This window comes from Maridesulfovibrio sp. (assembly GCF_963678865.1).
Lineage (GTDB): Bacteria > Desulfobacterota > Desulfovibrionia > Desulfovibrionales > Desulfovibrionaceae > Maridesulfovibrio.
Genome location: NZ_OY787459.1, coordinates 1,327,110 through 1,347,014 on the forward strand (window position 1 = coordinate 1,327,110; position 19,905 = coordinate 1,347,014).

The following is a 19,905-nucleotide window of genomic DNA, read 5'->3' on the forward strand; positions in this document are numbered from 1 at the left end:
TTCATCGCGGGGGCCTTTTTCAGACCCCCGCGTTCATTATTTCTTGTCGGCAGCAGCAGTTTCTTCTGCTTCGTCCTGAAGGAGGTTAACATCAAGGCCAAGGGACATGAGCTCCTTGACCAGAACGTTAAAGGATTCAGGCAGACCGGCTTCAAGGAAGTTATCTCCCTTGACGATCTTTTCGTACATCTTAACACGACCGGTCACATCATCGGACTTTACAGTCAGGAATTCCTGAAGCAGGTAGGCTGCACCGTAAGCTTCAAGAGCCCAAACTTCCATCTCACCAAGACGCTGACCACCAAACTGGGCTTTACCGCCGAGAGGCTGCTGGGTAACCAGCGAGTAAGGACCGGTAGAACGGGCGTGGATCTTTTCATCAACAAGGTGATGAAGCTTGAGAATGTACATTACGCCTACGGTTACGCGGTTGTGGAAAGGATCACCGGTACGTCCGTCGTACAGGGTGACTTTACCATCTTCGCCAATACCGGTTTTGCCGACCAGATCCCAGATTTCTTCTTCGGTTGCACCGTCAAAGACCGGGGTTTTGGTGACAATACCGTCGCGTGCTTTATTTACTGCCAGTCTGAATTCTTCATCATCCAGAGAATCGATCAGTTCGTAGACATCTTCGGAGTCAAAGGTGTCCTTGATCTCCTGACGGATAACTCCGAGAGCTTCGCCGGAATCAAGCATAGCTGCGAACTTCTGTCCCAATGCGAGAGCCGCCCAGCCAAGATGCGTTTCCATGATCTGACCGATGTTCATACGTGAAGGAACACCAAGGGGGTTCAGCACGATATCAACGGGAGTACCGTTTGCAAAGAACGGAAGATCCTGTTCAGGCAAGATGTTGGATACAACACCCTTGTTACCGTGGCGACCGGCCATTTTGTCACCAACGCTAAGCTTACGCTTAACAGCGATGTAGACTTTGACCATCTTGATTACGCCCGGGGGCAGGTCATCACCTTCGGTAACTTTTTCGCGCTTCACATCGTAAATACCCTTGATGATGCGAATCTGCTTATCATATTCAGCGAGCAGTTGCTTAACTGCTTCGTTGGTATCTTTATCTGCAAAGAGTCCGCCCAGTTTCTTGAGAGGTACTTCAGCAAGAACTTCATCAGTTATGATGTGTCCGGCTTCTGCAAGAACCTCACCCTTTCTGCGACCCATGAGGGTCTGGGCGATCTGCTTATTTACAACAACTTCCGCAATTTTAACGCGGGTTTTGTTAGTCAGGGATTCAATATGCTTGCTCTCTTTCATGTCATGTTTGGCAAGCTCGAAATCCTCAATATTTCTGGTACGGTCGTCTTTTTCACCGGAACGACGGTTGAAGACTTTTACATCAACGATAGTACCTTCGATTCCCGGCGGAACTTTAAGTGAAGTGTTTTTCACATCGCGGGCTTTGTCACCGAAGATTGCACGAAGCAGCTTTTCTTCGGGAGTAAGCTGGGTTTCACCTTTGGGAGTGATCTTACCGACAAGGATATCATCGGGCGCGATGCGTGCACCGAGGCGAATGATACCGCATTCGTCAAGGTTGCTGAGCATGTCTTCACTCACGTTGGGAATATCACGTGTGACTTCTTCGGGTCCGAGCTTGGTATCACGGGCGACCAGTTCAAACTCCTCAATATGTACTGAGGTAAACACGTCTTCCTTGACCACGCGCTCGGAAATGAGGATGGAGTCCTCAAAGTTGTATCCGCACCAGGGCATAAAAGCTACAAGCAGGTTCTTACCAAGAGCAAGTTCACCATCAGAAATACCGGGGCCGTCAGCAAGAACATCGCCTTTTTTGACAGGGGTACCGATCGGCAGACGGGGACGCTGTCCGTAGCACGAGTTCTGGTTTGACTTATGCCATTTCTGCAGCTCGTAGTGCTTAACGCCGCCGGTGTCGGGATAAACACCGTCGTCATAACGAACAACAAGACGTTCAGCATCAACATAGTCAATAACACCGTCATTCTCAGCGAGAACGCAGCTACCGGAGTCCTGAGCTACGTTAGCTTCCATGCCGGTACCGACCAGAGGCTTGGAGGTTTTCAACAGGGGAACAGCCTGACGCTGCATGTTGGAACCCATGAGTGCGCGGTTAGCATCGTCATGCTCAAGGAAAGGAATCAGTGCAGCAGACACGGAAACTGTCTGGCTGGGGCTGATGTCCATAAGAGTAGCGTCCTCTCGCGGATGCATGGAAACATCACCGTTAAGACGTGCGGTTACCAACGGGTTGGAGAACATACCATTTTCATCAATGGGTGCGTTCGCCTGAGCAACAACATGTCCTACTTCACGGGTAGCATCATAATATAAAATCTCATCGGTCATGGTAGAATCTTTGATGGTCCTGTAAGGACTTTCAATGAAACCGAAATCATTGACCTTGGAGTATGTTGTCAAAGAAACAATCAGACCGATGTTCGGACCTTCAGGAGTTTCAATGGGGCAGATTCGTCCGTAGTGAGAAACATGTACGTCACGAACTTCGAAGCCTGCTCGTTCACGGGTAAGACCACCGGGTCCCAAGGCCGAAAGTCTGCGCTTATGGGTGACTTCGGAAAGAGGGTTGGTCTGGTCCATGAACTGTGACAACTGGGAAGTTCCGAAGAATTCCTTCAGTACTGCTGCCACCGGCTTGGGGTTGATCAGGTCATGCGGCATAAGAGTGGCCACTTCCTGAAGGCTCATGCGCTCCTTGATGGCTCTTTCCATGCGCACCAGACCGATACGGTACTGGTTTTCCACCAGTTCACCAACAGGACGGACACGTCTGTTACCGAGGTTATCAATATCATCAGCGGGACCGTGGCTGTCCTTAAGCTTGCAAAGAACCTTGACCGCAGTAAGAATGTCTTCATTGGTCAATGTGCGTAACTCAAGGGGAGTCTCAATATTGAGACGCGCGTTCAACTTATAGCGACCAACACTGGAAAGGTCGTAGTAATCTGAACTGCGGAACAGGTTCTCAAAGAAGTTTGCAGCGATTTCAGCTGTAGGCGGAGAGCTGGGGCGAAGTCTGCGGTAGATTTCAATCTGAGCAGATTCAACGTCTGTGGTCTTATCCAGCATCATGGAATCACGCAATGCGGAAGATACATCGGCACCCTGAGTGTGCAGAACTTTGACATCTTTGAGACCCACTTCAAGAATGCGTTCAAAGATATCTTCGGTGATCTCATCAGCTGCTTCAGCAATTACTTCGCCAGTATCCGGGTCAGTGATGTCGTTGAAAGCAAATTGTCCTACAAGAGACTTGGGATCAACTTCAATGTATTCAACACCACCGCGGATAAGTTTTTTCCAGCTGAACTTAGTTACAGGCTTATCGCGGTTGACGATGACTTTGCCATCTTCAAGGCAGAGGTCAACCCATGCATTTTCCTTACGGAACTGATTTTCGACAACCTTGCGGCGCACAATATGACGGTCAATCTGATACTCTTCAACTTCATAAAAGTAGTCGAGTATGTCCTGCTTGGAAAGGCCCATGGCTTTAAGAAGCACAGTCGCAGGCATTTTTCGACGACGGTCAATACGAACATAAAGAATATCTTTATGGTCGAAGTCAAAATCCAACCAGGAACCGCGCATAGGAATAATGCGGCAGCTATACAGAACCTTGCGGCTAGTATGGGTTTTGCCGGAATCATGTTCGAAGATGATACCGGGAGAACGCTGGAGCTGGTTAACTATAACGCGTTCAGTACCATTTATAATAAAGGTTCCCTGCTCGCTCATAAGCGGCACGGTTCCGAAATAAATATCCTGCTCTTTAATGTCGCGGATAGTTCTGCTTTCAGTCTCTTCATCGACATCAAAAACCACAAGGCGAACCTTGATACGGATCGGAGCTTCATAAGTGAGGCCCTTGGATATACACTCATCCATATCATATTTAGGCTCGCCGATGTCGTAGCTGACATATTCGAGGCTTGCGGTTTTATTGAAATCCTCAATCGGAAAAACCGAACGAAAAACCCCTTCGAGTCCGACGTCCGCCCGGCTTGCGGGGGCTACGCCTTCCTGAAGGAATTTTTTGAAGGAATCCACCTGCAGTTCAAGCAAGTGGGGAATCGGCAGAGTAACTTTGATCTTTCCAAATATTTTTCTGAGCTGACCCATCGTATCCTCAATCAAGTGAGAAGGTTAGGGTTGGAATGAAGCAATTTGACGAACATCAACCAATAAATAGTCAGTTACAAGTCAAAAAGTACAAGATAAACGTAGGCGGCAGAACAACATGCCTGAAAAGAAATTTTTAGAAGGTTATTTTGATCGCGCTTAAAGATCCGGCTGCGCCTTTTCCGAATCCTACCAAAATAATTGATCAGGCAATTTTGTCAATCTTTTTAACAGCGAGAAGAGCGCAACCCCGTTTTACAGGGGTTTGCGCTCCTCTTGCATTAGCGATAAATTCGCTTGAATTACTTCATTTCGGCTTCAGCACCGGCTTCTTCAAGCTGCTTGAGAGCTTCTTCAGCTTCTGCTTTTTCAACGCCTTCTTTGATAGCTGCGGGAGCTTCGTCAACTTTAGCCTTGGCTTCTTTGAGGCCGAGACCGGTCAGAGCGCGAACAGCTTTGATTACAGCAATTTTGTTGCCGCCAGCAGACTTCAGAATTACGTCGAATTCAGTCTGCTCTTCGCCAGCTGCTGCTTCGCCGCCAGCTGCGCCGGGCATAGCTGCTACTGCTGCTACGGGAGCTGCAGCGGAAACGCCGAATTTTTCTTCAAGTTCTTTGATGAACTCGGAGAGTTCGAGAACGGTCATATTGGAAATAAAATCAACTACCTGATCTTTGGTGATATCTGCCATGGAAATTTCCTCCTTGGGAATATACTTTGATTTGCCTTGACTAGGCTGTTATGCAGCTTCTTTCTGATCTTTCAATGCAGTCAGAACGTTCAGGAAACCGCGGGGTACATTTGCGAGCAAGCTCACAAAGTTGGTAGGTACTGCATTCATTGTACCCAGAGTTTTGCCGAGGAGCTCTTCCTTGCTCGGGAGCTTGGAAAGCGCCTTCACGCCATCTTCGTCAAGATATTTGCCCTCAAGGGATGCGAAACGCATATCGAAAGTTTTGCTTTCTTTTGCGAAATCAGCGACTGCTTTTGCTGCTGCAACAGGATCATCATATCCAATTACTACAGCGCAGTTTTCCTTGAATTTGTCAGCCAGTACTTCATGATCAGTACCAGTGAAAGCCAACCGGGCCAGAGTGTTCTTGACTACATGGCAATCGACACCGACGCTTCTCAGGCTTGCGCGCAGACGAGTAAACTCTTCTACTTCAAGGCCTTTAAAGTCGGTAACGATGGCAATACTCGCCCTTTCAGCTTTTTCTTTAAGCTGCTCAATAATCTGGGCTTTTTCTTGCCTGTTCACCTTAACACTCCTAATGATTTGACCCGGAAAGCAAGTCAAAGTGTTGTCTAAGCAGGATATTAAGGGACCATCCCTCCTGCCGTCTTCGACTAAACTTCCCGTGTATTTATACATCAAGGGCCGCCCCGTTAAGGGCGGCCTATGACATTTTAGGACTCAGAGTATTTTCTTGCTGCCAGAGGATCAATCTTGAAACCGGGGCCCATGGTGGTAGCTACGGCAACAGCCTTCATGTAGGTACCTTTCGCAGAGGAAGGTTTCAGTTTGTTCACTGTTTCCAGCAAGGTTTTGAGGTTCTCAAGAAGCTTCTCAGCTCCGAAAGAAACTTTTCCGATAGGTGCGTGCAGAACACCGGCTTTATCAACCTTGAATTCTACGCGACCAGCTTTAAGTTCGCTAACTGCATTAGCCACATCAAAAGTAACGGTACCGGTCTTGGCGTTAGGCATCAGACCGCGGGGTCCGAGGACACGACCAATCTGACCGACTTTAGCCATCATGTCAGGAGTTGCGATAGCTTTATCGAAATCAAGCCATCCGTCCTTAACTTTGGCAACCAGGTCATCGCCACCGACAAAGTCAGCGCCGGCTTCCTTGGCTTCCGCTTCTTTTTCCCCGTTCACGAAGCAAGCTACGCGAATTTCTTTACCGAGACCGTTGGGCAGAGTTACTGCGCCGCGGATCATCTGGTCAGAATATTTGGGGTCTACGCCGAGGTTGATGGCAACATCAACAGTCTCGTCGAATTTGGCATATGCCTTTTCTACAGCAGAAGCTACCGCCTGTTCAACGGTCAAACCGATCTGTTCGGTACCTTCTGTTGCTTTTCTGTATTTTTTTCCGTGCTTAGGCATGATCTTTTCCCCTTACCTAGTCTGTGACTTCAATGCCCATACTGCGGGCTGTTCCCATGATAGATTTCATGGCAGCTTCAGTATCGGCAGCGGTCAGGTCGGGAGCCTTAAGCTCAGCAATTTCTTTAATCTGAGCTTTGGTCACTTTACCGACCTTGTTCTTGTTAGGCTCGCCGGAACCTTTCGGCAGCTTTGCAGCCTTCAGCAGAAGGGTGGATGCCGGCGGAGTCTTGGTAATGAAGGAAAAGGACCTGTCTTGGTAGACAGTAATGATCACCGGAATGATCATGCCCTTCTGATCCTGCGTTTTGGCGTTGAACGCCTTGCAGAATTCCATTATATTTACACCATGCTGACCGAGTGCAGGACCGACCGGTGGGGACGGGTTTGCAGAGCCAGCAGGTATCTGAAGCTTGATTTTGCCTATTTCTTTCTTGGCCATCGCTTTATGTCCTATATTAAATTCCAGTGAGGATACTCACTGTCGGAAATGAATATGCAGCAGTGCGGTCAGGACTACCCTTTGGTTACCTGAACGAAGTCAAGTTCCACCGGGGTCTGGCGGCCGAAAATGGAGACTGACACCCGAAGCTTGCCTTTATCGTAGTTGACATCTTCTACAACGCCGTTGAAACCGCTGAAAGGTCCATCAATGACCCTGACTTCATCGCCACGATCAAAGTTGAACTTAGGTCTCGGCTGTTCCTGACGGTCTTCCATCAGGCTCAGGATTTTGGCTGCTTCGCTGTCGCGCATTGGAGTCGGTCTATTTTTGCCACCGATAAATCCGGTAACACGAGGAATAGACTGGATGAGATGCCATGATTCATCCTCCATGATCATTTTGATCATGACATAACCCGGATAAAATTTCCGAGTAGATGTTCTTTTTTCCCCTTTAACCAACTCAACAACTTTTTCCGTGGGAACGACAACCTCTTCAATCAGTCCTTTGTCCTGACCGGTTCTCATCATCTCACGGACAGTCTGCTCAACCCGCTGTTCAAAACCTGAATAGGTATGAACAATGTACCAACGGGCCTTCCTTCCCTGAGGTTTTTCAGCGTCTGCGTTCATGGAGCTCTTTCCTTTTTACGGGTTATTTAAGACAGGATTGCCTCAACAAGTTTGCTGAGCCCCATGTCAACAACACCCAGAAAAAGCGACATGACTACGACAAGGACCAAGACGGCGGTACAGGTCTGTATAGTCTCTTTCTGAGTAGGCCATACGACCTTCTTGATTTCGACCTTGGACTGTTCCAGGAATTCGGTGAACTCTTTAATCTTGCCACCAGCCCCCTGAGTTTCAGCCTTAGCCTGAACTCCCGCACCTTTATTTTTTTTCTTGGCCATATTGATTCCCATAAATGAAGTGGCAGGCCAGGAGGGATTCGAACCCCCAGCATTCGGTTTTGGAGACCGACGTTCTAGCCGTTGGAACTACTGGCCTGCTTATTTATAGAAACTACTTGGACTCTCTGTGAAGAGTATGCTTCTTATCAAAAGGGCAATACTTCTTCAACTCGATACGACCAGTAGTGTTCTTCTTGTTCTTCATCGTCGAATAGTTACGACGCTTACACTCGGTGCACTGCATCTGAACTTTGACACGCATGATGTCTTACTCCAGAATTTCGGTAACAACTCCTGCGCCTACGGTACGGCCACCTTCGCGAATAGCGAAGCGCAGACCCGGATCCATAGCGATGGGGTTGATCATTTCAACGTTGAAAGTTGCGTTATCGCCAGGCATAACCATTTCAACGCCTTCTTCGAGAGTTACAACACCGGTGATGTCAGTTGTACGGAAGTAGAACTGAGGACGGTAACCGGAGAAGAAAGGAGTGTGACGTCCACCTTCGTCTTTGGACAGAACGTAAACTTCTGCCTTGAACTTGGTGTGGGGGTTGATGGATTTGGGAGCAGCGAGAACCTGGCCGCGCTCAACTTCATCACGCTTGGTACCACGAAGGAGTACACCAACGTTGTCACCAGCCTGACCCTGGTCGAGGAGCTTGCGGAACATTTCAACACCGGTACAGGTAGTCTTAACGGTCTCGCGGATACCAACGATTTCAACTTCTTCACCAACTTTGATTACACCGCGCTCAACACGACCGGTAACAACGGTACCACGACCGGAGATGGAGAAAACGTCTTCGATGGGCATGAGGAAAGGTTTGTCGATATCGCGCTCGGGCTCTTCAATGTAGGAGTCACAAGCAGCGAGGAGCTCGAGAATAGGCTTAGCAGCTTCATCATCAGCGCTTTCGCATTCGAGAGCTTTCAGAGCGGAACCCTGGATAACGGGAAGGTCATCACCGGGGAAATCGTAAGAGGAAAGAAGTTCACGAACTTCCATTTCTACGAGCTCGAGGAGTTCTTCATCATCAACCATGTCACATTTGTTCAGGAATACAACGATTCCGGGAACGCCAACCTGACGAGCAAGCAGGATGTGCTCACGAGTCTGGGGCATGGGACCGTCAGTAGCAGCAACAACGAGGATTGCGCCGTCCATCTGAGCAGCACCGGTGATCATGTTTTTGATGTAGTCAGCGTGACCGGGGCAGTCTACGTGAGCGTAGTGACGTGCTTCGGTTTCGTATTCTACGTGAGCGGTAGCAATGGTGATACCGCGTTCTTTTTCTTCGGGAGCCTTGTCGATTTCGTCGAAAGCAACATATTCGCCGTTACCAGCAAGACCTGCGATCTTGGTGATAGCAGCAGTCAGAGTGGTTTTACCGTGGTCAATGTGACCGATGGTACCGATATTAACATGAGGCTTACCGCGTTCAAATTTAGCCTTACCCATGATAAATCCCCCTAAATTAAATAGAGTTTTTAATGATTTAAAGCGTCAAAGGTCATACTACACAAATGTATGGAGCCCACGACCGGACTTGAACCGGTGACCTCTTCCTTACCAAGGAAGTGCTCTACCGACTGAGCTACGTGGGCATCCTTATTAAACGCGCAGGAATGGACTAGGGTAAGTTCATTTTGGAGCGGGAAACGGGATTCGAACCCGCAACCCTCAGCTTGGAAGGCTGATGCTCTAGCCGTTGAGCTATTCCCGCACCCTATGTCCGTAGTTTAACAGCAGGCCTACCTGCCTCCTACAGCGCGATTATCTAAGTGGTGGTGGGGGGAGGATTCGAACCTCCGAAGGCGTTGCCGACAGATTTACAGTCTGTTCCCTTTGGCCACTCGGGAACCCCACCACTATATGTATTGTTGTTTCACTGGAGCTGGCGATGGGACTTGAACCCGCAACCTGCTGATTACAAATCAGCTGCTCTACCAATTGAGCTACGCCAGCCCTCGTGAGCGAATCTTTCTACAAGCTCTGTTTTCAAATTGCAAGAACTTTTTTGAACTTTTTTTCAAATCCGTTCCCGGCTCGAAAACTTCGTTGAACTTGAGATCCGCCGAAGCAACGAAGCGGGGTTTAAATGAAAATCGCCATTCAAGTCAACACCTTTTTGCAACTTTCTTTAATTTTTCCGAAAATAATCTGTGTAATTCGTACTCAGAATGTTAAGAAACCGCCGAAAGCAAGGCGCTGCGAAGTTTAACTTGCTGCTGATACAAAAATATCATGAATTCAACTTTTGCCGCAGCATGTAAACTTACTGAGACACAGGTCGACTTTGACTTTGTATACTTTTGGACGTAATTCACTGCCCTCGGCACCCGTGGCCGTGTAGACAACGAACACAGGATTTTCAGGTAATAAGAACATGAAATCACTTCCAATAAGCCCAGATAACCCCTGGCTGGCGCCTCTTGCCGGATACTCGGACCTGCCCTTTCGCATGCTCTGCCGTAAGCGCGGTTGCGCTGTGGCATGTACGGAAATGGTCAGCGTTAAAGGTCTCAAATACGACGGCAAGGGAACCAAAGCCCTGCTCGCGACCTCCGAGGAAGATACTCCGCTGGTGGTCCAGCTCTTCGGCGGGGAGCCGCAGGACTATTCGGATACTATGCCCCATCTGATAGAACAGGGCTACTCTTTTTTTGATTTAAACTCAGGCTGTCCGGTTAAGAAAGTCCTTAAAACCGGGGGCGGATCTGCCCTTCATCTCGATCCTGACCGTCTCGTCGAAACGGCTTCGACTATGGTTCGCACTGCGGGAGAAGGTAAAGTCGGCGTAAAAATCCGGCTTGGGTTCATGAATGGTGAAGATAACTACCTGGAAATTGCCCGACGCCTTGAAGATGTCGGAGTGGCATGGATAACCATGCATCCACGCTATGCCAAGCAAATGTTCTCCGGAGAAGCTGACTGGACCAAGCTGGCAGTATTGAAGCAATCTGTTTCCATCCCGGTAATCGGCAGCGGTGACCTTTTTACTGCAGAAGACGGTATGGAATGTATCAGGCAGACAGGGATTGACGGAATAATGTTTGCTCGCGGCGCCCTTTTTGACCCGGCTATATTCGCCCGTTATCTGCGTTTGCTTGATCATCCGAAATGCGACGACCTGCCGCCGTTCGACCTGGGCAAGACAATGGAAGAACATATCAACATAACCCGTGAATTCGACGGCAGTACCCGCTCTTTCAGAAAAATCAGATCGATTCTCCCCCGCTATGCCAAGGGAATGGATGGAATCAGGACCATAAGGGGCAGACTTACAGCTTGCGCAGACTGGGAAGAACTTATCGAAGCAGCACGGGAAGTATCCAACCTTACGTGCGAACGTTGCTAATCAGTTATTTTCTTTAAGCGATTGTTGACGATAATACTCTTTAAAGCTTAATATAGTGCTGTAATTGAATTGAAGAATCTGAATTAATCGGAGATACATATGGCCCATACTGATATTTTGCTCGAAGCGGGAACCAATGAACTTGAAATTGTTGAGTTCTGGCTTGAAGAAGAACCCCGCGAAGAAGGCGAAGGCAACTATCGCGGCTTTTACGGTGTTAACGTAGCCAAGGTTCTGGAGATTATCAGAATTCCTGAGAAAATCACCAAACTTCCCAAGGTTGCTCACCCGGCCATTATGGGCACTTTCAACCTGCGTAACAAGGTTATTCCACTAGTGGACCTGAGTCACTGGCTTAAAAAGCCTAGGGTTGAAACAGAACCTCCCAAGGTAATCGTTACCGAATTCAACAATGTGTCATCTGCTTTTCTTGTTTCAGGAGTTACCAGAATTCACAGGATCAGTTGGGAAAGGGTCGAAGCACCATCAACCTATGTCTCCACCCTTTCTGAAGACTCTATTACCGGTGTTGTAAAATTCGAAGACAGAATATCTTTGATACTTGATCTTGAAAAAATTGTTGCCGAACTCAACCCGGACCTCGGGCTTAAGCTTGATGACTCCATCGACTGGGCTAACAACGCCGGATACAAGGCCATCATCGCTGACGACTCAACGTTGATCAGGGAAATGCTTTACGAAATGATGATCAGGGCCAAATTTTCCGTGGAAATGGCCAATACAGGACGTTCCTGCTGGGATAAATTGCAGGAATACAAAAGACGTTCCATTGAGGAAAACCGTCCCATTACCGACTTTGTAAATGTAGTAATTTCCGACATTGAAATGCCGGTTATGGACGGACACAACCTTACTGTGCGCATCAAGGCGGATGATGTGCTCAAAGAACTGCCTGTAATCCTTTTCTCCTCCATCATTACCGATAAGCTTCGCCACAAGGGTGAATCTGTCGGGGCTGACGATCAGATTTCCAAACCTGAAGTAACAGAACTGGCCCAAAGAGCCATTGCCCTGATCGAAAAATAGATTAGGTGGAAATCAAAATGGTTTCCCCTTCAAAGCCAAAACCGAAAGAACGTACTGGAGCCTCATTTAATCCGAGAGTCCAGTACGTTTTGCTTATGTCTTTTTCCGTAGCTATCGGTCTGTCAGCAGCAGGTGGAGCCTTCCTCTTCCGCTGGCTGATCGAAAATTTTCAAGAATTGTTCTGGGCTCAAGGAAACTCTTTTTTAGATATGGCTGCCAATTCACCATGGTGGCTTGTACTTTTTCTGCCCTGCATTGGTGGTATTCTCGCCGGGGTAATCATTACAAATTGGGCGCCGGAAGCACAGGGACCGGGAGTACCGGAAGTGATCAAGGCTCTTGCCGTACGCGGTGGGGTCATCCGCCACCGAATCACTTTTCTCAAGGCATTGGTTACCAGCCTGCTTATCGGCTGCGGGGCGTCTGTAGGCCGGGAAGGACCGGTTGTGCAGATCGGTGCTTCACTGGGATCCTCAGCAGCAAGGCTCTTCCGCCTTCATCCGTCCATGTTGCCTGTCTGTGTTGCGTCCGGTGCAGCTGCGGGGATTTCGGCAACGTTCAACGCCCCGCTTACCGGCACCCTCTTTGCTATTGAGATTCTGCTGCTTGATACTGAGATGTCTTACGTAAGCCATATTATCGTTGCCTCTGTTACAGCCTCCGCCCTATCAAAATTTTTCTGGGGAGATTTCCCAACGTTTGACGCTCCAAAGTTCATCTTCAGCAACTTTGACGAACTCGTTATCTTTTTCCTGCTGGGAATCCTTGCCGGATTGGTATCAATTGCTTTTGTAAAAATGATCAGCTTCTCTGAACTTGCTTTCGACCATATTCCGCTTCCGGAATGGCTGAAGCCCGGACTGGGAGGACTGATTCTCGGTGCTATGGCCCTTAAAATACCGGCAGTGCTCGGTGTTGGATATGAAGCCGTAAACATGGGCCTGACCGGCGTTCTGCCCCTTGATCTGGCCTTGATCCTGTTGGGGGCAAAACTGGTGGCAACATCTCTGTGCATAGGTTCGGGTATGAGCGGCGGTATTTTTGCGCCTTCACTGGTGCTTGGAGCAGCATTAGGAGTATCAGTAAGCTCCACACTCAACATGATCTTCCCGGAATTGGCTCTGACTCACGGCCAATACGCTCTGGTGGGCATGGGTACAGTTGTGGCCGGGACTACTCTCGCACCCATAACCGCAGTACTTACGGTATTCGAACTGACCTATTCCTACAAAATAATTCTACCAATGATGGTCGGCTGCATCACCAGCGCACTGGTAGTACGCATTTTCAAGGGCTACTCTGTATACGAAGCCAAGTTGCTGCGCCAAGGAGTGAATATTCTGCGCGGACATGATGAATCAGTCATGGTCAATGTCCCGCTCTCGGATATAATGGACACGGAATTCGATTATCTACACACAACCGACAGCCTGAAAACAGCTGCGGACATGGTCCTGAACTCGGATTTCCCCCATTTCCCCGTACTTGATGAAAACAGCAAAATTGCCGGAATCCTCACCCTGCGAGACATGCGCTCTTTTCTCAAAAATGATCAAGACCTGAAAGGCTGGCCTGAAATTGTCGATACTTTAATGGTCCGTACTATTGTATCTCTACCAGTGGATTCCAATCTCAAAGAAGCCATCCTGAAATTCGAACGAACCGGTGTTTCTTTTTTACCGTTGATAAATCAGAGCGGGACTGTGGCCGGGATTATCAAATCCAAGGATGCAATGGAAATTTTCCGCCGAAATAGATATAAAAATAAAATTCTTTCTTCTTCAATCTAATTTTTTTCGCTTTCCTTAGGCAATAGTACATACTCCAGAACGAGAATCCGACCCCGGCGGCTTCCCTGTTGGTAATAAAAACCAGCAATATAATTATATCCGTCACTGCAAAGCGGATCAGGGGCGCAGAGACCGGCAACCTTTTCAAAACCGGAATTCAGGGCAACGAAGAAATCTTTGTCACTGTGATCGCTTCCCACCGCAGAAGGCAGGATACGCAGGCCAAAGGGATCAGCCCCCTTCCCGGCCAGCCGTTTACTGATTTGTTTGCCGGAACTATCCATTACATAAACAGAAACTATATTTGCGTTCTTTTTGAGCAATTCATCAAGAATACGGTTCATTTCCCCATCTTCTTCCTGCTGCAACCTGGTCATTGTACTCTTCAAAAGAAGATGCGAATTACGGAACAATTCACGGGATAGCTCTCCTTCCTTCTTTTTCTCCCCATGCACTAATTTACTTATACGGCTGACCTTATTGCCGAACGAATCCTCCCTGCCTTCCTCATCAGCACTATCGGAATAAAAATACCCCTGTTGCATGTAATAACCGCTCCGCATCAGGGCAAGGGCTTCTGCCTCGGTTTCTACCCCCTTGGCAATACCCATGGCACCACACAAGGAAAACAATTTTGCAGTAGCGGCAACTTTTTTTTGAATTCTTTGTGATTTATCAATTCCTTTGTAAAATTTGCGATCAAGTTTCACGAAATCCGGCTTGATTATTTGGAATCGGTCCATGCAGTCAACTGAGGGGACAACATTATCTACCGAGATCCGATAATTCTTTTCCTGCACGAAACGAATCATATCCAGCGGCGGAACATCCTTGAGCTGAGCTGCATCCATTTCAAAAGTTATCATACGCGGAGAATACTTAAACGGCTCGGCCAGTTGATGCGGACTGCGGCCCTTATATTCATTATGGCTATAGAGACTGCAATTGATATTAAGAAAAAGAAGCATATCCCGGTACTTTTCATACAAAGGCCCGTAAGCCGCAAACCCTTTCTTGAGACATACTTCTTCGACTTTAAACTGCGCCTGTATAGGCAGGGATGAATTGAAAAGGCAGTCAGGAGCGGCAAGAGTTGCACCGCTATCATCCACCCCGCGTGAAAAGGCTTCGAAACCGATCACAGTTCGGGAAAGAAGTGATACTATCGGCTGAAAGTAAATTGTAATGCCGTCCTCGGTAACAGCCTTGCTGATAGCTGTGATGCAACTTTTAATATCAATTTCCACGAGCACTCCTGTTAATTTACTGAGAGTATAGCATATTTCATAAAACAGTTCACACCTATTTCAGGCCAGAAAAAAGGGCTTCCCCCCATGGAGAAGCCCTTCATATTGCAATATCCAGCTTTCAAAATTAACAGATACGGGGCAGCTGCTCCCCTTCAAGCATGTTAAGCAGCCTGCGCCCTCCCAGCGGGGTAACCATAATCACCTTGCCAGGATTGGCTTCAGTGATGGTTCCAACCTGACAGGCATTCTTACCCAGCTCATCGGCTCGCATAATTTCCAGGGCCTGCTCAGCATACTCCTGCGGCAGGATGCACAGAAATTTACCTTCATTGGCAAGGTAGAGCGGATCAAGTCCTAGAAAGGAACATCCGCCTGCCACTTCAGGAAGCACCGGAATCTTGGATTCTTCAAGTTCACAACAGACTTTGGATGAAACGGTAATCTCATTCAGAGTTGTTGCCAGTCCTCCGCGAGTGGGATCACGCAATACATGAATATCAGGAACTTCCTGTACCAGCTTGACCAGCAGGTGATTTAAAGCCGCACTGTCGCTTTTCACGTTGGATTCAAGGGAAAGCCCTTCACGGGTTCCGAGAATGGTCAGGCCGTGATCGCCCATGGTCCCACTGACCAGCACGGCGTCCCCTACAGTGGCACGGTCTCCACTGGGTGCAGGATCAGCAATAATTTCACCCACCCCGGTGGTATTGATAAAAATCTTATCAACCATCCCCTTAGGCACAACCTTGGTATCACCGGTAACAATATTGACCCCGGCATGTCTGCAGGCCTCGCCCATGGATTTAACGATTTTTTCCAGATCGTCCATAGGCAATCCTTCTTCAATAATATAAGCACAGGTCAGATAGCGGGGGATAGCACCGAGCATAGCCACATCATTCACTGTTCCGTGAACCGCCAAAGAGCCTATGTCGCCGCCGGGAAAAAAAATAGGGTCAACCGTGAAGCTGTCCGTGCTCATGGAGACCTTACCCTTCAAGTTCAGGGTAGCGGCGTCGTTGAGTCTGTCCAGTTCAGCGTTTGCAAAATGCTTGAGAAAAAGTTCGGAAATAAGCCTCTGGGAAGCCCTTCCGCCGGAACCGTAATCAAGTAAAACTTTATCTGAGGACATATTAATCTACTTTGTATTTGAAGTAAGCGGCACAGCTTCCTTCAGTTGAAACCATGCAGGGACCGACAGGCTTTGCCGGGGTACAGACCTTACCGAACAAAGGGCATTTCTCGGGAGTCATTTTGCCCTTGAGCACTTCTCCGCATTTACAGCCCTTGAGCGGCGGACACTCCCCAATGTTGAGATCGAAAATTTTCTTGGCGTCATATTTTTCAAACTCTGCCCGGAACTCAAGCCCGCTGTGTGGAATCTTACCTATGCCGCGCCAAAGAGCGTCAGATTCCTCAAAAACCTGATACATGACTTCCACTGCCTTGGGGTTGCCATCTTCGGAAACTCCGCGCACATACTGATTCTGTACCACCGGATGTTCTTCCTTGGATGACCGGACCATCATCAGCAGGGCCTGCAGAATATCAACGGGATCGAATCCGGTTACAACAGAGGGTTTGCCGTATTTTTCTCCGATAAAATCATAAGGATGAATTCCGATAACAGTTGAAACATGACCGGGCAGAATAAACCCGTCAATACGTGTTTCCGGGTCGGAAACAAGAATATCCAATGCAGGCGGGACCAGCTTGTGAAACGAAAGCACCTTAAAATTTTCAAGTCCCTGCTGTTGGGCCATAAGCACCGTGGCTGCAATAGTCGGAGCGGTGGTTTCAAAACCTACTCCCAGAAAGACCACCGTGCTGTCTGGATTATTACGTGCAAGTTCAAGGGCATCGAACGGGGAATATATGATTTCCACACGCGCGCCGTCAGCCTGTGCGTTCTTCAAACAATGCCCATTGTCGCCGGGAACCTTGATCAGATCACCGAAAGTGGCCACAATAACTCCGTCCTTTCCGGCAAGATCCAGAAAAGCATTAACCTCGGATTCATGTGTCACGCATACCGGACAGCCGGGACCGCTGAGGTGGACCACCTCTTTCGGCAGCACAGAATGCAACCCGCTGCGAAATATCGATACAGTATGCGTCCCGCAGACCTCCATGAACCGTATTTCGCCTTCCAGTTCATCCCGCAAACGGTCCAGAAGCTCTTTACACAGCTCCGGATCGTTAAACTTATTCAAAATCTCAAGCGACAAGGAACACCCCCAAAGTTAACATTTCCTTAAACACATCCACAGCAGCATGACTGCCCTCTAACCCCGGTCTCCAGACCTTTCCCATCGGGATTCCATGCCCTGCCCAAAAAATGAATGATATATCCGCACCACAGATATAACCTTGTTATTCATAAGGCTTTTGTTCTCATTATACCCATTCCCGTTCAGTAACAAGTCCGTTACCTGCAATATTTTGAGACATAAAAAAAGGCTCCGCCGGGTAAGGGTGGAGCCTTTATAAAATATTAAGTTCTCGTCTTAAGTTATTTAAGACAGCGGGTAATCACTTCATTAAATTCTTCTTTATCAATCGGCTTGGGCAGAAAATAAGTCGCTCCCAGAGCCAGCAGATTCGAAATATCGGAGACACCTACCACTGCAGACATGATGACAATTGGCATATCCATAAACTGGGAATCACCACGCAAAGTCTGCACCAGTTGACGACCGTCCATTTCGGGCATCATGATATCAGTCACGAGAACATCAAAGCTGTTTTCCGCTTTCAAGGTCTCGTAAGCATGTTTACCATGCGGACTGACAAACGGTATATGTCCCAGATCCTCCACAAATCTAGCGGCAAGTTTCTGAGAAATTTTATCATCTTCGGCTATCAATATTTTATACATGAACCCCTCTTGATTTTTTATGGATTCTATTTTGCTTAAGCCAATCAACCTGTGAAGTAAAGGCCAATTACATAGCTATCATAATACATTCTTTTTAAAATCTGTAGACCTGACTATTTGAATATTGTAACTTACTATAATAAGAACTTAAACAACTTAATTATAATTTATCAGGAGCCGCTGCCATGGCTAAAACCGAAATCCTGCTCGAAACCGGGACAAACGAACTTGAAATACTTGAATTTTACATCGATCTACCGGAATCTGAAGACGGTCCGGAAGAAAGATGCCATTTCGGGGTCAACGTCGCCAAAGTAATGCAGGTAATTGAGAGCCCGGAGCTGGAACATCCCGAATCAGCGGAGCACCCCTGCTTCATGGGCACCATCCCACTTCGCAACCATATCCTCCCGGTACTGGATCTTGCTGTCTGGCTGGGTATGGAACGCAAGAAAAACAAATACGATATCGTCATCGTTACTGAATTCAGCCAGACTGTCTCCGGATTTCAGGTAAGCGGCGTAACCGAAATCCACCGTGTAGGCTGGCAACAGGTCCTTTCTCCTGACAAATTCATGAGCAGCTTTGACATGAGCTGCATAGTCGGCATAGTCGAACGCGAGGACCGCTTCATCCAACTACTGGACCTTGAATCCATTCTTGCAGACCTGGACCCAACCCTGGGCGGAGACTTTGATGCTCCCGCTGCAGTTGCCGGCGAAGCCTACAATGCGCTTGTTTGCGATGATTCCCCCACCATTAGAGCTATGCTGAAAAAAAGCCTCGATAAGGCCAACTTCCGTCACACCATCGTCCATAACGGGCAGGAAGCTCAGAATACATTAAAAAACATCAAGCTGGTAGCCAGTCAGGAAAACAGGCCGGTCAAAGACTACGTGGAAATAGTCATCTCTGACATTGAAATGCCACTCATGGACGGTTTCAGTCTTGCAAAGTGGATTAGGGAAGACCCGGACCTGAAGAATCTGCCCATAATCCTCTACTCTTCAATTATTACCAAGGAATTACGCCACAAAGGTGAATCGGTGGGAGCGGATGACCAAATATCCAAACCGGACCTGCACCTGCTCCCGGAAAAAGCAATACGCTTAATTGAGAACCGGAAGTCTCAATAATTAACCAATCCTTACTTGATTTTTTTGCGAACGGCCCTTTTTTAGGGCCGTTTTTTCTTGCATGAAATTCATTGCACCAATATCTTCCCCCTTCGGAAAAAAATTAAAACAAGCAGCCCTCGTAAGGAGGAACAAAATATGGAAGACGTAAGAGTATACGGAGATGTTCACGGACTCTCCGAAAAAGATTTTGAAGAGCTCGAATTTGGACTTCCCTTTGAAAAAATCGTCTATAAAGATAAAGTATTAAATGTTGACTACGAAGGTCATTATATCGACATCGATGACTTTCTTGAAGATATGGTCAAGCGTCTGCCGCCGGAAGGCTGGGCCAAAGTTGATTTCATTGACCATGTTGAGTGGAAACTCATCCGCTACGAAATAGAAAACAACAAAATGACTTCAAGAGAAGTCAACGTGGATGCAGTGCTCGAACCAACTAAAAACGAAGCCGGGCAAAGATAAGTAGTTGATGCGCTATTGTACTTTTAAACCACTGACCTGGCATCCGGTTGCGTAAACATCTTTGCCATAATATTTAAGAACCTTAAAACCTCTTATCATTGCTTTCCACTTCCATTCTTAGATATTACAAATCAAAAAAGCCCGCTTGTTTTTCAACAGGCGGGCTTAAATTTTGATCTGTGAGATATCCCTAAATTTACCTTACATACTGATTAAACACTTCATTTCTATTTACATATTTTTAACACTTATATACAGAACATAAATCTGTAGCTATTGCTTAAATAGAAACACATTTTCAAGGCTCAAGTCGAATTACATTCGAAAATAATACTCGTGATAAATTTGTAAAAAGGATGCTGG

At 47.6% G+C, this 19,905-nt stretch carries 18 protein-coding genes and 5 tRNA genes; 5 read left to right on the forward strand and 18 right to left on the reverse strand.

Features of this window, described 5'->3' with window-relative positions:
• Nucleotides 1-36 precede the first annotated feature (36 nt).
• The 14 genes from rpoB to ACKU41_RS06260 form a co-directional block, all read right to left on the reverse strand.
• The gene (gene rpoB, locus ACKU41_RS06195; protein ID WP_319780472.1) at nt 37-4,143 is read right to left on the reverse strand and encodes a DNA-directed RNA polymerase subunit beta; all 4,107 of its coding nucleotides are present in this window, start codon (nt 4,141-4,143) and stop codon (nt 37-39) included.
• Between the two features lie 302 nt (nt 4,144-4,445).
• Nucleotides 4,446-4,835, reverse strand: a complete 390-nt coding sequence (gene rplL, locus ACKU41_RS06200) for a 50S ribosomal protein L7/L12 (protein WP_319780473.1) — start codon at nt 4,833-4,835, stop codon at nt 4,446-4,448.
• A 48-nt stretch (nt 4,836-4,883) separates the two neighbouring features.
• A complete protein-coding gene (gene rplJ, locus ACKU41_RS06205) occupies nt 4,884-5,405 on the reverse strand; it encodes a 50S ribosomal protein L10 (protein ID WP_319780474.1) in 522 nt (173 codons plus the stop codon).
• Between the two features lie 149 nt (nt 5,406-5,554).
• The gene (rplA, locus tag ACKU41_RS06210; RefSeq protein ID WP_319780476.1) at nt 5,555-6,259 is read right to left on the reverse strand and encodes a 50S ribosomal protein L1; all 705 of its coding nucleotides are present in this window, start codon (nt 6,257-6,259) and stop codon (nt 5,555-5,557) included.
• 16 nt (nt 6,260-6,275) lie between these two features.
• Nucleotides 6,276-6,701 carry a 50S ribosomal protein L11 gene (gene rplK, locus ACKU41_RS06215; protein ID WP_321404662.1) on the reverse strand — a complete coding sequence of 142 codons (426 nt, stop codon included), beginning with the start codon at nt 6,699-6,701 and terminating at the stop codon, nt 6,276-6,278.
• 74 nt (nt 6,702-6,775) lie between these two features.
• Nucleotides 6,776-7,336: a transcription termination/antitermination protein NusG gene (gene nusG, locus ACKU41_RS06220; protein WP_319780478.1), complete on the reverse strand. Its 561-nt coding sequence runs from the start codon at nt 7,334-7,336 to the stop codon at nt 6,776-6,778.
• Nucleotides 7,337-7,362: 26 nt separating this feature from the next.
• Complete coding sequence (gene secE / locus ACKU41_RS06225; RefSeq protein ID WP_319780479.1) at nt 7,363-7,614, reverse strand: preprotein translocase subunit SecE; 252 nt, start codon at nt 7,612-7,614, stop codon at nt 7,363-7,365.
• 20 nt (nt 7,615-7,634) lie between these two features.
• Nucleotides 7,635-7,711, reverse strand: a tRNA-Trp gene (locus ACKU41_RS06230).
• A gap of 15 nt (nt 7,712-7,726) precedes the next feature.
• Nucleotides 7,727-7,876, reverse strand: a complete 150-nt coding sequence (gene rpmG / locus ACKU41_RS06235; RefSeq protein ID WP_015851054.1) for a 50S ribosomal protein L33 — start codon at nt 7,874-7,876, stop codon at nt 7,727-7,729.
• A gap of 6 nt (nt 7,877-7,882) precedes the next feature.
• Nucleotides 7,883-9,076 carry an elongation factor Tu gene (gene tuf, locus ACKU41_RS06240; RefSeq protein ID WP_319780480.1) on the reverse strand — a complete coding sequence of 398 codons (1,194 nt, stop codon included), beginning with the start codon at nt 9,074-9,076 and terminating at the stop codon, nt 7,883-7,885.
• Nucleotides 9,077-9,146: 70 nt separating this feature from the next.
• A tRNA-Thr gene (locus ACKU41_RS06245) sits at nt 9,147-9,222 on the reverse strand.
• Nucleotides 9,223-9,265: 43 nt separating this feature from the next.
• Nucleotides 9,266-9,341, reverse strand: a tRNA-Gly gene (locus ACKU41_RS06250).
• A gap of 59 nt (nt 9,342-9,400) precedes the next feature.
• Nucleotides 9,401-9,485: transfer RNA gene (locus tag ACKU41_RS06255), tRNA-Tyr, on the reverse strand.
• A gap of 22 nt (nt 9,486-9,507) precedes the next feature.
• Nucleotides 9,508-9,583 (reverse strand) — tRNA-Thr (locus tag ACKU41_RS06260).
• Between the two features lie 421 nt (nt 9,584-10,004).
• Between ACKU41_RS06260 and ACKU41_RS06265 the strand changes: the two genes are divergently transcribed.
• From ACKU41_RS06265 to ACKU41_RS06275, 3 genes are all read left to right on the forward strand, one after another.
• Nucleotides 10,005-10,976 (forward strand): tRNA-dihydrouridine synthase family protein, encoded by a 972-nt coding sequence (locus tag ACKU41_RS06265; protein WP_321404663.1) that lies wholly within the window; start codon nt 10,005-10,007, stop codon nt 10,974-10,976.
• 99 nt (nt 10,977-11,075) lie between these two features.
• A complete protein-coding gene (locus ACKU41_RS06270) occupies nt 11,076-12,023 on the forward strand; it encodes a chemotaxis protein (RefSeq protein ID WP_321404664.1) in 948 nt (315 codons plus the stop codon).
• A gap of 17 nt (nt 12,024-12,040) precedes the next feature.
• Nucleotides 12,041-13,813 (forward strand): chloride channel protein, encoded by a 1,773-nt coding sequence (locus ACKU41_RS06275; protein ID WP_321404665.1) that lies wholly within the window; start codon nt 12,041-12,043, stop codon nt 13,811-13,813.
• Here ACKU41_RS06275 and ACKU41_RS06280 read toward each other — a convergent pair.
• From ACKU41_RS06280 to ACKU41_RS06295, 4 genes are all read right to left on the reverse strand, one after another.
• On the reverse strand, nt 13,810-15,060 hold the full coding sequence (locus ACKU41_RS06280; RefSeq protein WP_321404666.1) for an EAL domain-containing protein: 1,251 nt from the start codon (nt 15,058-15,060) through the stop codon (nt 13,810-13,812). The two genes, ACKU41_RS06275 and ACKU41_RS06280, sit on opposite strands and share 4 nt — an antisense overlap.
• A gap of 127 nt (nt 15,061-15,187) precedes the next feature.
• Complete coding sequence (gene hypE, locus ACKU41_RS06285) at nt 15,188-16,195, reverse strand: hydrogenase expression/formation protein HypE (protein ID WP_321404667.1); 1,008 nt, start codon at nt 16,193-16,195, stop codon at nt 15,188-15,190.
• A 1-nt stretch (nt 16,196) separates the two neighbouring features.
• Complete coding sequence (gene hypD, locus ACKU41_RS06290) at nt 16,197-17,291, reverse strand: hydrogenase formation protein HypD (RefSeq protein WP_319780486.1); 1,095 nt, start codon at nt 17,289-17,291, stop codon at nt 16,197-16,199.
• A 284-nt stretch (nt 17,292-17,575) separates the two neighbouring features.
• The gene (locus tag ACKU41_RS06295) at nt 17,576-17,941 is read right to left on the reverse strand and encodes a response regulator (RefSeq protein WP_319780487.1); all 366 of its coding nucleotides are present in this window, start codon (nt 17,939-17,941) and stop codon (nt 17,576-17,578) included.
• Nucleotides 17,942-18,126: 185 nt separating this feature from the next.
• Between ACKU41_RS06295 and ACKU41_RS06300 the strand changes: the two genes are divergently transcribed.
• Entirely contained in the window at nt 18,127-19,077 is a 951-nt protein-coding gene (locus ACKU41_RS06300) for a chemotaxis protein (protein ID WP_321404670.1), read from the forward strand.
• Nucleotides 19,078-19,215: 138 nt separating this feature from the next.
• Nucleotides 19,216-19,542, forward strand: a complete 327-nt coding sequence (locus ACKU41_RS06305; protein WP_319780489.1) for a hypothetical protein — start codon at nt 19,216-19,218, stop codon at nt 19,540-19,542.
• Nucleotides 19,543-19,905 lie beyond the last annotated feature (363 nt).

Bases quoted from the DNA above. Each gene is read 5' to 3' on its own strand.
- ACKU41_RS06275 (WP_321404665.1), top strand. From the start codon at position 12,041: ATGGTTTCCCCTTCAAAGCCAAAACCGAAAGAACGTACTGGAGCCTCA.
- secE (WP_319780479.1), bottom strand. From the start codon at position 7,614: ATGGCCAAGAAAAAAAATAAAGGTGCGGGAGTTCAGGCTAAGGCTGAA.
- ACKU41_RS06305 (WP_319780489.1), top strand. From the start codon at position 19,216: ATGGAAGACGTAAGAGTATACGGAGATGTTCACGGACTCTCCGAAAAA.
- tuf (WP_319780480.1), bottom strand. From the start codon at position 9,076: ATGGGTAAGGCTAAATTTGAACGCGGTAAGCCTCATGTTAATATCGGT.
- hypE (WP_321404667.1), bottom strand. From the start codon at position 16,195: ATGTCCTCAGATAAAGTTTTACTTGATTACGGTTCCGGCGGAAGGGCT.
- rpmG (WP_015851054.1), bottom strand. From the start codon at position 7,876: ATGCGTGTCAAAGTTCAGATGCAGTGCACCGAGTGTAAGCGTCGTAAC.
- ACKU41_RS06270 (WP_321404664.1), top strand. From the start codon at position 11,076: ATGGCCCATACTGATATTTTGCTCGAAGCGGGAACCAATGAACTTGAA.
- rplL (WP_319780473.1), bottom strand. From the start codon at position 4,835: ATGGCAGATATCACCAAAGATCAGGTAGTTGATTTTATTTCCAATATG.
- rplA (WP_319780476.1), bottom strand. From the start codon at position 6,259: ATGCCTAAGCACGGAAAAAAATACAGAAAAGCAACAGAAGGTACCGAA.
- rpoB (WP_319780472.1), bottom strand. From the start codon at position 4,143: ATGGGTCAGCTCAGAAAAATATTTGGAAAGATCAAAGTTACTCTGCCG.
- ACKU41_RS06295 (WP_319780487.1), bottom strand. From the start codon at position 17,941: ATGTATAAAATATTGATAGCCGAAGATGATAAAATTTCTCAGAAACTT.
- nusG (WP_319780478.1), bottom strand. From the start codon at position 7,336: ATGAACGCAGACGCTGAAAAACCTCAGGGAAGGAAGGCCCGTTGGTAC.
- rplK (WP_321404662.1), bottom strand. From the start codon at position 6,701: ATGGCCAAGAAAGAAATAGGCAAAATCAAGCTTCAGATACCTGCTGGC.
- ACKU41_RS06300 (WP_321404670.1), top strand. From the start codon at position 18,127: ATGGCTAAAACCGAAATCCTGCTCGAAACCGGGACAAACGAACTTGAA.
- ACKU41_RS06265 (WP_321404663.1), top strand. From the start codon at position 10,005: ATGAAATCACTTCCAATAAGCCCAGATAACCCCTGGCTGGCGCCTCTT.